At 65.7% G+C, this 12284-nt stretch carries 14 protein-coding genes; 11 read left to right on the top strand and 3 right to left on the bottom strand.

Translation table 11 applies throughout. The annotated features are described in order from the left end of the window. Nucleotides 1-53 precede the first annotated feature (53 nt). Nucleotides 54-794 carry a DNA repair protein RecO gene (gene recO, locus ROH8110_RS07105; protein WP_085817776.1) on the top strand — a complete coding sequence of 247 codons (741 nt, stop codon included), beginning with the start codon at nucleotides 54-56 and terminating at the stop codon, nucleotides 792-794. Here the strand turns inward: recO and ROH8110_RS07100 are convergent. Next, the gene (locus tag ROH8110_RS07100) at nucleotides 791-1351 is read right to left on the bottom strand and encodes a TetR/AcrR family transcriptional regulator (protein WP_245962829.1); all 561 of its coding nucleotides are present in this window, start codon (nucleotides 1349-1351) and stop codon (nucleotides 791-793) included. The two genes, recO and ROH8110_RS07100, sit on opposite strands and share 4 nt — an antisense overlap. 128 nt (nucleotides 1352-1479) lie before the next feature. Here ROH8110_RS07100 and phnC point away from each other — a divergent pair, with 128 nt between their 5' ends. The 5 genes from phnC (at nucleotide 1480) to ROH8110_RS07075 (ending at nucleotide 6273) form a co-directional block, all read left to right on the top strand. Continuing rightward, a complete protein-coding gene (phnC, locus tag ROH8110_RS07095; protein WP_085817092.1) occupies nucleotides 1480-2304 on the top strand; it encodes a phosphonate ABC transporter ATP-binding protein in 825 nt (274 codons plus the stop codon). A 60-nt stretch (nucleotides 2305-2364) separates the two neighbouring features. After that, complete coding sequence (phnD, locus tag ROH8110_RS07090; RefSeq protein WP_085817091.1) at nucleotides 2365-3264, top strand: phosphonate ABC transporter substrate-binding protein; 900 nt, start codon at nucleotides 2365-2367, stop codon at nucleotides 3262-3264. A gap of 74 nt (nucleotides 3265-3338) precedes the next feature. Beyond that, a complete protein-coding gene (phnE, locus tag ROH8110_RS07085) occupies nucleotides 3339-4211 on the top strand; it encodes a phosphonate ABC transporter, permease protein PhnE (protein ID WP_085817090.1) in 873 nt (290 codons plus the stop codon). 4 nt (nucleotides 4212-4215) lie between these two features. Next, entirely contained in the window at nucleotides 4216-5568 is a 1353-nt protein-coding gene (gene phnE / locus ROH8110_RS07080) for a phosphonate ABC transporter, permease protein PhnE (protein WP_085817089.1), read from the top strand. An 87-nt stretch (nucleotides 5569-5655) separates the two neighbouring features. After that, nucleotides 5656-6273, top strand: a complete 618-nt coding sequence (locus ROH8110_RS07075; RefSeq protein ID WP_085817774.1) for an LbetaH domain-containing protein — start codon at nucleotides 5656-5658, stop codon at nucleotides 6271-6273. A 180-nt stretch (nucleotides 6274-6453) separates the two neighbouring features. Here ROH8110_RS07075 and ROH8110_RS07070 read toward each other — a convergent pair whose 3' ends face one another. Together ROH8110_RS07070 and phnF are read right to left on the bottom strand one after the other, a co-directional pair. Then, complete coding sequence (locus ROH8110_RS07070) at nucleotides 6454-7635, bottom strand: alpha-D-ribose 1-methylphosphonate 5-triphosphate diphosphatase (RefSeq protein ID WP_085817088.1); 1182 nt, start codon at nucleotides 7633-7635, stop codon at nucleotides 6454-6456. A gap of 77 nt (nucleotides 7636-7712) precedes the next feature. Next, nucleotides 7713-8429 carry a phosphonate metabolism transcriptional regulator PhnF gene (gene phnF, locus ROH8110_RS07065; RefSeq protein ID WP_085817087.1) on the bottom strand — a complete coding sequence of 239 codons (717 nt, stop codon included), beginning with the start codon at nucleotides 8427-8429 and terminating at the stop codon, nucleotides 7713-7715. Between the two features lie 102 nt (nucleotides 8430-8531). On the opposite strand from phnF, the gene phnG reads away from it, so the two are divergent. From phnG to phnK, 5 genes are read left to right on the top strand one after another with little or no spacing between them, the layout of a single operon-like run. Next, nucleotides 8532-8975 (top strand): phosphonate C-P lyase system protein PhnG, encoded by a 444-nt coding sequence (phnG, locus tag ROH8110_RS07060; RefSeq protein ID WP_085817086.1) that lies wholly within the window; start codon nucleotides 8532-8534, stop codon nucleotides 8973-8975. Further along, entirely contained in the window at nucleotides 8975-9544 is a 570-nt protein-coding gene (gene phnH / locus ROH8110_RS07055; protein ID WP_085817085.1) for a phosphonate C-P lyase system protein PhnH, read from the top strand. Before phnG ends, phnH begins: the two co-directional genes overlap by 1 nt. Next, nucleotides 9544-10632 (top strand): carbon-phosphorus lyase complex subunit, encoded by a 1089-nt coding sequence (locus tag ROH8110_RS07050; RefSeq protein WP_085817084.1) that lies wholly within the window; start codon nucleotides 9544-9546, stop codon nucleotides 10630-10632. The genes phnH and ROH8110_RS07050 overlap by 1 nt, the downstream gene beginning before the upstream one ends. Beyond that, entirely contained in the window at nucleotides 10629-11501 is an 873-nt protein-coding gene (locus ROH8110_RS07045; protein ID WP_085817083.1) for an alpha-D-ribose 1-methylphosphonate 5-phosphate C-P-lyase PhnJ, read from the top strand. The genes ROH8110_RS07050 and ROH8110_RS07045 overlap by 4 nt, the downstream gene beginning before the upstream one ends. Further along, a complete protein-coding gene (gene phnK, locus ROH8110_RS07040) occupies nucleotides 11498-12268 on the top strand; it encodes a phosphonate C-P lyase system protein PhnK (protein WP_085817082.1) in 771 nt (256 codons plus the stop codon). Before ROH8110_RS07045 ends, phnK begins: the two co-directional genes overlap by 4 nt. Nucleotides 12269-12284 lie beyond the last annotated feature (16 nt).

Below are 12284 nucleotides of genomic sequence, written 5' to 3'. Positions count from 1 at the left end.
TTGGCAAGGCGCGGGTTCTGGTGTGGTATGGGCGAAACGGGCAGGAGCGGCGCATGGAATGGCGCGATCAGGGCATATTGCTGTCGACGCGGACGCATGGCGAGACCTCGGCGATCATCGAGGTGTTCACGCCAGCACATGGCCGTCATGCGGGCGTGGTGCGTGGCGGCGTCTCGCGACGGATGGCGCCGGTGTTGCAGCCGGGGGCGCAGCTGGACCTGACCTGGCGGGCGCGGCTGGAGGATCATATCGGCGCGTTCACTGTCGAACCGATGCGCTCGCGCATGGCGGCGTCGATGGGGGATCGGCTGTCGCTGGCGGGGCTGAACGCGGTGACGGCGCTGTTGCTGTTCAGCCTGCCAGAGCGCGAGGCGCATCCGCGCCTTTACCAGCGCACCGAGCGGTTGCTGGACCTGCTGGGCCAGGGGGATGTGTGGCCGCTGGCCTATCTCGACTGGGAAATCGCCTTGCTGGACGAGATGGGCTTCGGGCTTGACCTGAGCCGTTGCGCGGTGATGGGCGCGCAGGCGAATGACCTGAGCTATGTCTCGCCGCGCACCGGGCGGGCGGTGTCGAGAAAGGGGGCGGGGGAATGGGCCGACCGGTTGTTGCCCTTGCCGCCCTGCATGTTGGGCGAAGGGCCCGCGCCCGACAGCGAGGTGGCCGAGGCGTTGCGGGTGACGGGGCATTTCCTGAGCAACCATCTGGCGATGGAACTGGGCAACAAGCCCCTGCCCGCCGCGCGCCAGCGCTTTGTCGACAGGTTTCGCGCGCGGATACCTGACGCCTCCTAGCGCAGCGCCAGCACCAGATCGACCAGCGACCCCATCGCCTGAGCGTTGCCGCCGGGCCGGTCCTCGGGCAGGTCTTCCATGCCGATGGCGCAGGCATAGATGATCCGGGTCATTTCGGGATTGGCGATGCCGATCTCGGCCAGCAGGCGCTGCATGAGCGCGAGGCGGTACTGATCGACCCGCGTCACCGCCAGCCGGGCCTTGGCATTGTCCTTGGCCCAGGCGCGAATGGCCGGTTCAATCGCGGTTTCGCGGTCTTCGTCCTCGGCAGCGCGCCCGCCGATCACCTGCGCAAGCCGGCGCAATTGTCCGACCGGGTGCGTTTCAAGCGCGAGGGCGGCGTCGAGGCGCGCGGTGCTCTCGCCCTCCCACCGCGTCAGAAGGGCGGTGTGAAAGGCGGGCACATCCGCGAAATGCCAATAGAACGAACCCTTGGTCGTGTTGAGCTGACGCGCCAGCGGCTCGGCCTTCAATGACGCGGGGCCGGAGCGGGCCAAAGCCTCGTAGCCGGCCATGAGCCAGTCATCCTGAGCGAGTCGTCGCGATGTCGTCATCATGCGCGCAGGATATGCCGCCCCCCGCCCCCCGGCAAGAGCGGTCGGGGTTTACAAAAGCTTCACCGAAATGTTGCACGGGCGTAGCGAAGCCCGCCTAACACCGCCCCTGACACAAAGGGGGATAACAGGTGCTGACCATTACCGGGCTGACCAGGCGATTTGGGCGCAACACGGCTGTCGACGGGGTATCTTTCGCCGTGGACAAGCCCGCGATGATCGGCATCATCGGGCGTTCGGGCGCAGGCAAGTCCACGCTGCTGCGGATGCTGAACCGGCTGACCGACGCGAGCGATGGCAAGATCACCTTCGAGGGGCGCGACGTGACCGCGCTCAAGGGGGGTGACAAGCGGGCCTGGCAATCCGATTGCGCGATGATCTTTCAGCAGTTCAACCTGGTGCCCCGGATGGACGTGGTGTCGAACGTGCTGCACGGGACGCTCAACCGCCGCTCGACGCTGGCGACGATGTTCAACCTTTACCCGCAGGCCGACATCCATCGCGCCATCGAGATCCTGGACCGGCTCGGCATCGCCGAGCATGCGCCCAAGCGCGCCGAGGCCCTGTCGGGCGGGCAACAGCAGCGCGTCGCCATCGCCCGCGCCCTAATGCAGGACCCGAAGATCGTGCTGGCGGACGAGCCGATCGCCTCGCTCGACCCGATGAATGCGAAGCTGGTCATGGATGACCTGCGCCGCATCCACGAGGAGGACGGCCGCACCGTCATCGCCAACCTGCACACATTGGATACCGCAAGGCACTACTGCGACCGGGTGATCGGGATGCTGCATGGACGGGTCGTTTTCGACGGCACGCCCGAGCAGCTGACCACCGGCGTGGCGCGCGACATTTACGGCGCCAACGAGGGGTTCTCGGAAGCCAGCACCTCGACCTCGATCGAGACGCTTGACCGGCACGCGCAGGACGCCATCCGCGCTGCGGAGGCCGCGGTCTGAAACCATCCACCCCGTCGCGGCACGCGGCGGACCAAACCCTCAAACGTGAAAGAGGACATCATGAAGAAACTGATTGCTGCCATCCTGGCCACCACCGCCCTGACCGCGCCGGTCATGGCCGAGGAGATCACCGAGTTCCGCATCGGCATCCTGGGGGGCGAGAACGCCCAGGACCGGATGAACTCGAACGAGTGCTACCGCGCCAAGGCCGAGGAACTGCTGGGCGTGCCGGTGAAACTGTTCACGCCTGCCGACTACGACGGTGTGATCCAGGGCCTGCTGGGTGGCACCATCGACATGGCTTGGCTGGGCGCATCGGCCTATGCCAAGACCTATCTGACTGATCCCGACGCCGTCGAGCCGGTCATGGTGAAGACCAATACCGACGGCTCCTACGGGTATTACTCGGTCGGGTTCGCGCGCAAGGACAGCGGCATCACGTCGCTTGACGATCTGCAGGGCAAGGTTTTCGCCTTTGGCGATCCGAACTCGACCAGTGGTTATCTCATTCCGTCGATCGAAATCCCCCAGACCACCGGCGCCAGCATGGAATCGGGGGATTACTTTGGTGAGGTCAAGTTCGTCGGCGGCCATGAGCAGACCATCGTCGCCGTGGCCAATGGCGATGTCGACGCGGGTGTGACCTGGGCCGACGGCATGGGCGCATGGGAAGACGGCTACAATTCCGGAGCCCTGCGCAAGGCCAGCGACGCGGGCCTCGTGGACATGAACCAGATCGTCGAGATCTGGAAGTCGAAGCCGATCCCGGAAGGCCCGGTCGTGCTGCGCAAGGCGCTGCCCGAGCGCGTGAAGATCGACATCACCACGCTGACCGCTTCGCTGCCCTATATGGACCCCGACTGCGCCTATAACTTCATGGCCGGTGAAGCTCTCGGGTTCCAGCCGATCAGTCATGACGCCTATCAGTCGATCATCGAAGCGCGTCAATCCAAGATGTAATCCCGCAAAGGGGCAATCAATCGCACCGGGCCCGCGTAGAGGCGGGCCCGGTTGCGCATGAACGGGGACGAGGCATGAGCGATCTGACAGCGGCGCAGGCCGGTGCGGCCGGGGTGCAGGACATCCAGACCGCCTATATGGACATGACACGGCGCAAGCGGCTTTACGGCATGGTGATGCTGGTGGTGTTCATCGCGCTGATGGTGTCGGGTTTCCGGGTGGCCGACGGGCGCAATGCCGGCGGTTTCTGGGACGGAATCGGCAATATCTTTCAGTTCCCCAAGGAAGTACTGACGGAGGCGGGCGAGAAGATCGCCAACCTGCCGGGGCTGATGGTGAAATTCCTGCCCTCGCTGCTGGAGACCCTGAATATCGCGGCGGCCTCGACCCTGCTGGGGGCAATCTTCGCGATCGTGATCTCGCTGCTGGCGACGCGGGGTCTGGCGAAATGGCCGCGGCTGATCGGGGTGTTCCGGCGGATCATGGATATCCTGCGCGCGATCCCCGAGATCGTCATCGCGCTGGTGCTGATCTTCATTCTGGGCGGCGGGCCGGTTCCGGCGATGATCGCCATCGCCATCCACACTACCGGGGCGCTTGGAAAGCTGTTCTCGGAAGTGAACGAGAATGCGAGTCTCAAGCCGGTCGAGGGGCTGCAATCGGTTGGCGCCACATGGGCGCAGCGGATGTGGCTGGGCGTGATCCCGCAGGTCGCGCCCAATTACCTGAGCTATGCGCTGCTGCGCTTCGAGATCAATGTAAGGGCCTCGGCGATCCTGGGTTTCGTGGGGTCGGGCGGGATCGGCTACGACCTGAAGAACGCGTTCAGCTGGGGTCAAGGCCGCTATGACGAGGTGGCCGCGATCTTTCTGCTGCTGTTCGCGACCATCGTGGTTTTCGACCAGATATCGGGCCATTACCGCAACAAGATGATCGGAAGGGGTTAAGGCGATGAGCGCATCGAGCAACACTGCCGGGACCGGCGCCGCGCTGTTTGACGCTACCGCCTTCTTTCAGCGCAAGCGGCTGCTGGCCTTTGCCATTCCCGCCGTCATCCTGGCTTATTTCGTCTATATCTTCTTCGCCTTCGACATTCCGGGCCTTGCGGAGCGGGCGCGCATGGACAATGCCCGCATCCTTGTCGCCGACAGCTACAGCTACAAGACCCATGTGACGCGCGACAATCGCGTCGGCGGGATCACCGTTGCGGTGGAAGGCGAGAACAAGGGCACATGGCCCGAGGGCACGAGTCCCGACTGGGTCGATATCGGGAATGACGACCGCGCGCTGGTTTCGCTCAAGCACGGGCAGGAGGTGCTGCTGGACGGCGACAGGATGCGCTATGACGTGCCGGGCTACGGGCTGATCGAGGCCGAAGTGAGCCGCCGCGGTATCGCGCTGGACCTTCCGGCGGGCGAGATCCCCGACTGGATCAGCGCCAGCAACGCGCGGGTCGATATCACCACCGATGCCGGGCGCGTCATCCTGACCAAGGCCCGCACCGAGGTGATGCGATATCATTTCGGCTGGGAGCTGTTCTGGTTCACGCTCGACAGCCCCTTTTATGGCAAGAGTTTCGGCGAGTTGGTCGGGCTGGCCGTGTCGGGCGACCGGCTGGTGGCGGGCAAGAGCAATCTGGCCGCCATGATCCACGATGTCTGGACCAACAGCATGTGGCAGCATCGGGACGTGGTCTGGGCGATCTTCGAGACGATCCTGATGGCGTTCCTGGGCACGATGGGGGCGGCGCTGGTGGCGTTGCCGCTGGCCTTTGCCGCCGCGCGCAACTTTTCCCCGCTGATGGTGGTGCGCGCCGCTGTGCGGCGGGTGTTCGACTTCGTGCGGGGGGTGGATGCGCTGATCTGGACGATCATCCTGGCGCGCGCCTTCGGGCCGGGGCCGCTGACCGGAGCGCTGGCGATCCTGATCACCGACACCGGGAGCTTCGGCAAGCTGTTTTCCGAGGCCCTGGAGAATGTCGACAAGAACCAGATCGAGGGCGTGCAATCCACCGGCGCAAAGCCGCTGCAACGCTATCGTTTCGGGGTCATTCCGCAGATCACGCCGATCCTGCTGAGCCAGGTTCTCTATTACCTGGAATCCAACACCCGCAGCGCCACGATCATCGGCGCGATCACGGGGGGCGGCATCGGGTTGTTGCTGACCCAGGCGATGATCACCCAGAAGGACTGGGAGGAGGTGAGCTATTACATCATACTCATCCTGCTCATGGTCATGTTGATGGATTCGGTATCTGGCTGGTTGCGACGCCGGTTGATCCGGTCGGATGACAGCGGCCACTGACGATGGCGGGACGACGCCGGCAGGAATGTTTCGGACAAGATGAAGCCGGGTCGCGGGAATGGCGCAGCGGGCAAGGGACGCGGAAAGATGAAGAACTTGAGGGCCGACGGTGCGAACGTGCATCCCGATTGCGAGATCACCGAGAGCGATTTCGGCGCCTATAGCGAGATCGGGCGCGGCAGCCGGGTGGCCTATTCGGTGATCGGCGATTATTCCTATTGCGACCGCTATTGCGATATCGCCAATGCCGATGTCGGGCGGTTCGCCAATATCGCCAGTTTCGTGAGGATCGGCGCGACGGATCATCCGCTCGACCGCGCCAGCCTGCACCATTTCATGTATCGCTCGGCCAGTTACTGGCCTGACGCCGAGGACGATGCGGACTGGTTTCGCGCGCGCCGGGCGCGCCGCGCGACGATCGGTCATGATACGTGGCTCGGGCACGGGGCGCAGGTCAAGCCCGAGGTGACGGTCGGCCACGGGGCGGTGGTGGCCTCGGGCGCGGTGGTGACGAAGGACGTGGCGCCCTATCAGATCGTCGCGGGCGTGCCCGCGCGCCCGGTGCGCGCCCGCCTGCCCGAAGCGGTGGCCGGCCGGCTGATCGCGCTGGCCTGGTGGGATTGGGACCATGCCCGCCTGCGCGCGGCCCTTGCGGACTTTCGGGCGTTGTCTGCCGAGGCGTTTCTGGAAAAGCACGGCGGATGAACCCGGTGGCTGCGCGCCCGTGACTGAAAAGGGTGCCCCCGGTTTCGGGGACACCCTGTGTTTCGTTATTGAAAGGGATTTCAGGACAATACGGGGGCAGTCCGTATTGCGAAACTCGGCGATTCCCACGACGCTACGGCGATGATTTCATGAAAACTTCGTGACAGGCCCGGTTCGCACCTATTCGGCCGCGAGGGACACGCTTTGGCCGAGGCGCAGGAATCGCTGTGCCGCCTCGCCTGAAAGATGGGCGATCCGGCCGCGCACCAGCGTGGCTTCGACCTCGCGGGTGGTGGCGTTGACGATGGCGATATCGGCGCGCTGTCCCTCCTCGAGCGTGCCGCGATCAGTCAGGCGCATGATGCGCGCGGGTGTCTCGGAGATCATCGCCCAGGCGGCGGGAAGATCGGCGATGCCCTGATCAACGAGCGCGAAGGCGGCCTGCGAGAGGGCGGGGTAGAAGTAATCCGAGACCAGGGCGTCGCATTTGCCGGCCTCGATCAGGTCGAGCGCCGAGATATTGCCCGCCTGCGAACCGCCGCGCACCACGTTGGGCGCACCCATCACGACCGGGTCATTGACCGCCTTGGCAAGGTTTGCCGCAGCGCGGGACGTGGGAAACTCGCAGATCCGCGCGCCGATCATGGCGAAGGTCTCGCGGGTTTCGGCGTCGGGGTCGTCATGCGAGCCGTAGATCACCCCGAGCGCGTCGAAATTGCGCGCGAGATGGCAGAGGTGGCGGGGCACGCCCTGACGCTGGTTGCGCGCGGCTTCGAGTGCGGCGAGATGTTCGCGCGGGCTGCGGCCGGCCTCATGCGCCCATGCGGCGAGCCTTTCGGGGCGGGTATGGGCGATATTGAGCGTGGCCTCGATATGGTTGTTGAACACGACATAGCCGATGCGGTGACGCCGGATCGCGGCGATCAGGCGTTCGGCGGTGTCGACTGTGTGGGTCTCGCAGCGGATCTGCACGCGCAGGTCGGTGTTCATGCGGTGGCGATAGGCGTCAAAGGCATGGAGGAAGGATTCGGCGTAGTCGGGGCTGCGCCGCCCGCCTTCCCAGGACCAGCTTTGCGCGAGCCAGGCGGTGGTCACGCCATTGGCGGCGGCTTCGCGGTCGGCGCCGATCAGCCCTTGTTCGGCGGAGAAGGGCGCGGAGGGGCGCGGCGCGATATGGCGCTCGAAGGCGTCACCATGCAGGTCGATGATGCCCGGCAGGATCAGGTAGCCCGAGAGATCGACCTCGGGAGATGGCCCCTTGCCGATGCGGCCCTGCTCGATCGCGACCGAGCGGGTCTGCATCTTGCCGCCGCGCAGGACGGTCGCGCCGGTCAGGCGCATGTCGGGCCATGGCATCTGCATTGGGCTGCTCTCGCGCTCTTGTTCCCTTGACGCTAGGGCATGAATGTATCGGCGGCGTGACAAGCCGCTTGAATCCTTCAGGAATCCGATAGCGTCAGTGTGATGCGGTCGCCGGCGAACCAGGTGCGGCCATATTCGAGCGGCGCGCCGTCGGGGCCGACATTGAGCGAGACCGTGCGCAGGATCGGCGCGCCCTCGGAAATCCGCAGGTGCAGCGCCTGGGTCGGATTGGCGCGCTTGGCGGTCAGACGCGTCCAGGCGCGGGTGTAATCGGGGACGCCCTGATCCTGAAGCGCCGCCGTCACCGAGCGCAGACGCCGCAGCGCCTCGGGGAGGCCGGGGAGTTGGGCGGCGGGAAAGACACTGCGAAAGAGGGCGACGGGCTGGCCATCGGCCAGTGACAGACCCTCGCAGGCATGGACCGGCGTGCCGGGGGGCAGATCGAGCGCCTCGGCTTCGCCGGCGTCGGCGGCGCGGGTTTCCAGTGACAGGATCTCCTTGGTCGGCATCCTTCCGGCTGCGCGCAGGTTCTGGTGAAAGCGCACCCGGCGACCGATGGGATAGTCGGTCGGGCTGTGGGTCACGAAGACCCCGGCGCCGCGCCGCGCATGGACGATGCCCTCATCGGCCAGCTGGGCAAGGGCGCGGCGCACCGTGTGGCGGTTGACGCCGAAGCGGCGCGAGAGGGCCGCCTCGGTGGGCAGCTTGTCGCCGGGGCCATAGCGTTTCTCGGCGATGTCGGCGCTCAGCGCGCTGTGGATGGATTTCCAGATCGGGGTGCTGCGGGGGCTCATGTCACGAAAATTTCACGCGTTCGGGGATTGTGCGACTCGGGCAGGGTTGGTAATGATTTGTCTAGTTGTATACTATATTAGACAAATCCACAAGGTGTCCAGATGACCCAGACCCAAGCAAGGCAGCAATGGATGAGCCTGCTGGCCAAGGCCCCGCCGGCGGATCTGGCGCGGCTTTGGGCTGCTTTCGGCGACGCGCCCGCCTATAGCTTTCTGCGCGCGCCGGAGGCCGGGGGCGTGATGGTCCAGGGGCGGGCGGGCGCGACGGGCGCGCCATTCAACCTTGGGGAAATGACGGTGACGCGCTGTTCCATCAAGCTGGAGACCGGAGAGATCGGCCATGCCTATGTGCAGGGGCGCGACAAGGATCATGCAACCCGCGCCGCGCAGATCGACGCGATGATGCAGGGCGCGCAGGCGGAGGCGCTGCGTGCGGCGGTGCTGGATCCGTTGCAGGAGAAGATGCAGGCGATCCGTGCCACCCGAAGCGCCAAGGCGGCGGCGACAAGGGTCGAATTCTTCACCATGGTGCGAGGAGAGGATTGATGCAGAGCGAAGCCCTGGAGGGGGGATTTCCCGACGCGCCGGTCGATGCAGCCCGCGCCTTTCGCGCGGCGATGAACGCCATGGCGCGCCCCGGTCGGATCGAGACGCTGGCGGGCGCCGTGCCGCCCGCGCCGCTGTCGGCTGCCGCGGGCGCGCTGATCCTGACGCTGTGCGATCCTGAAACGCCGATGCATCTGGCAGGCGGGCTGGACGTGGCGGGGGTGCGCGACTGGATCACATTTCACACCGGCGCGCCGCTGGTCGGCCCCGCAGAGGCGGTTTTCGCGGTGGGCCAATGGGCGGATTTGCAGCCGCTTGATGGCTACCGGATCGGCACCTCGGAATATCCCGACCGCTCGGCGACGTTGATCGTCGAGATGCCGGAACTGGCGCCGCAGGGCGCGGTGCTGACAGGACCGGGCATCAAGGAGAGCACGCGCCTGTCGCTGCCGGACGTGGCGGCCATGCGGCGCAATGCGGCGCTGTTCCCGCTCGGGATCGATTTCTTCCTGACCAGCCAAGACCGGGTCGCGGCCCTGCCGCGCAGCACGCGAGTGGAGGATAACTGATGTATGTGGCGGTGAAAGGTGGCGAGCGGGCGATCGACAATGCCCATGCCTGGCTGGCCGAAGAGCGGCGCGGCGACCCGACCGTGCCGGAACTTTCGGTGGCGCAGATCCGCGAGCAGATGGCGCTGGCGGTGAACCGGGTGATGACCGAGGGGTCGCTTTACGACCCGGACCTTGCCGCGCTGGCGATCAAGCAGGCGCGCGGCGATCTGATCGAGGCGATCTTTCTGATCCGCGCCTATCGCACCACGCTGCCGCGTTTCGGTTCATCAGTGCCGGTCAAGACCGCCGAAATGGCCTGCGAGCGGCGCATCTCGGCCACGTTCAAGGACGCGCCGGGAGGGCAGGTTCTTGGCCCGACCTTCGATTACACGCATCGCCTGTTGGATTTCAAACTGGCGGCCGAAGGCGAGACCCCGACCGCCCCTGAAGGCGAGGCGCGGCGGGAGCCGACGCCCCATATCACCGGTTTCCTGAACCGCGAGGGGTTGATCCAGACCGAGGACGAGAGCGGCGAGACACCGCCTGACCTGACGCGCGAACCGATGGAGCTGCCCGCCGCGCGCGCCTTGCGGCTGCAGGCGCTGACGCGGGGTGACGAGGGGTTCGTTCTGGGCCTCGCCTATTCCACGCAGCGCGGCTATGCGCGCAACCATGCCTTCGTGGGCGAGTTGCGCATCGGCACTGTGGCGGTCGAGATGGACATCCCCGAGCTTGGTTTCGCCATCGAGATCGGTGAGATCACCGTGACCGAATGCGAGAGCGTCAACCAGTTCAAGGGTTCAAAGACCGAGCCGCCGCAATTCACGCGCGGTTACGGGCTGGTCTTCGGGCAGACCGAGCGCAAGGCGATTTCGATGGCGCTGGTGGATCGGGCGCTGCGCTGGAAGGAGTTGGGCGAGGACGACCAGGGTGCGCCGGCACAGGACGAGGAATTCGTGCTGATGCATTGCGACAACATCCAGGCGACCGGGTTCCTCGAGCATATCAAGCTGCCCCATTACGTCGATTTCCAATCCGAGCTGGAGCTGGTGCGCAAGCTGCGCCGGGCGGCGGGGGCCGAAGAGGTGAAGGAGGCTGCGCAATGAGCGACTACAATTTCGCCTATCTCGACGAGCAGACCAAGCGGATGATCCGCCGCGCGATCCTCAAGGGGTTGGCGGTGCCGGGCTACCAGGTGCCATTCGCCAGCCGCGAGATGCCGATGCCGTATGGCTGGGGCACGGGTGGCGTGCAGGTGAGCGCCGCAACCCTGACACCCGAGGACCGTTTCAAGGTGATCGACCAGGGCGCGGACGACACCACCAACGCGGTGTCGATCCGCAAGTTCTTTGAGCGCACCGCCGGGGTCGAGGTGACCGAGGAGACCGAAGCCGCCACGATCATCCAGACCCGCCACCGCATCCCCGAGGCGCCCTTGAGCGAAGATCAGATCCTGGTCTATCAGGTGCCGATCCCGGAACCCCTGCGCTTTCTCGAGCCGCGCGAGACCGAGACGCGCAAGATGCACAGCCTCGAGGAATACGGGCTGATGCATGTGAAGCTATACGAGGACATCAGCCAGCATGGCGCCATCGCCACCGCCTATGCCTATCCGGTGAAGGTCGAGGGGCGCTATGTGATGGACCCGTCGCCGATCCCCAAATTCGACAATCCCAAGCTGGCGGATTGCCCTGCGATCCAGCTGTTCGGCGCGGGGCGCGAACAGCGCATTTACGCGCTGCCGCCTTACAGCGACGTGGTCAGTCTCGATTTCGAGGATCACCCGTTCGAGGCCAGCAAGGCGGATCATCCCTGCGATCTCTGTGGTGCGCGGGACAGCTATCTGGACGAGGTCATCACCGATGATCGCGGCGGGCGGATGTTTGTCTGTTCGGATACCGATTACTGCCGCACCCGTCAGGCGCAGGGCCATCTGGGCGCGCAGCTTGCGGCGAAACAGGAGGGCGCGGCATGACACCGCTTTTGCAGGTCAGGGGGATCACGAAATACTACGGCGCGCGCCTTGGGTGCCGCGATGTGGCGTTCGATCTTTACCCCGGCGAGGTGATGGGGATCGTCGGCGAAAGCGGGTCGGGGAAGTCGACGCTCTTGGGCTGTCTGGCTGGTCAGCTTGAGCCCGATGCGGGCGAAGTGCTGTTCGACACCCGGGCGGACGGGCCGCGTGACACGCTTGCCATGTCCGAGCCCGAGCGGCGGATGCTGTCGCGCACGGATTGGGCCTTTGTCCACCAGCATGCGCGCGACGGGCTGCGCATGGGCGTGAGTGCCGGCGGAAATGTGGGCGAGCGGCTGATGGCCGTGGGGGCGCGCCACTACGGCGATATCCGGAGTCAGGCGACGGATTGGCTGGGGAGGGTGGAGATCCCGGATGATCGGATCGACGACCGCCCGACGGCCTTTTCCGGGGGGATGCAGCAGCGCTTGCAAATCGCGCGCAACCTCGTCACCGGCCCGCGACTGGTGTTCATGGACGAACCCACCGGCGGGCTGGACGTGTCGGTGCAGGCGCGGCTTCTGGACCTGTTGCGCGGATTGGTGCGCGAGATGGGGCTGAGCGCGATCATCGTCACCCATGACCTTGCCGTGGTGCGCCTGTTGGCGGACCGGCTGATGGTGATGAAGGACGGTCATGTGGTGGAAAGCGGGCTGACAGACCAGGTGCTCGACGATCCGCAGCATGGCTATACGCAATTGCTGGTGTCGAGCGTGTTGCAGGTGTGAGGCGCAGGCGGGGGCG

Source organism: Roseovarius halotolerans (assembly GCF_900172255.1).
Taxonomy (GTDB): Bacteria; Pseudomonadota; Alphaproteobacteria; order Rhodobacterales; family Rhodobacteraceae; genus Roseovarius; species Roseovarius halotolerans.
This window is presented reverse-complemented; position numbering and strand designations above follow the sequence as displayed.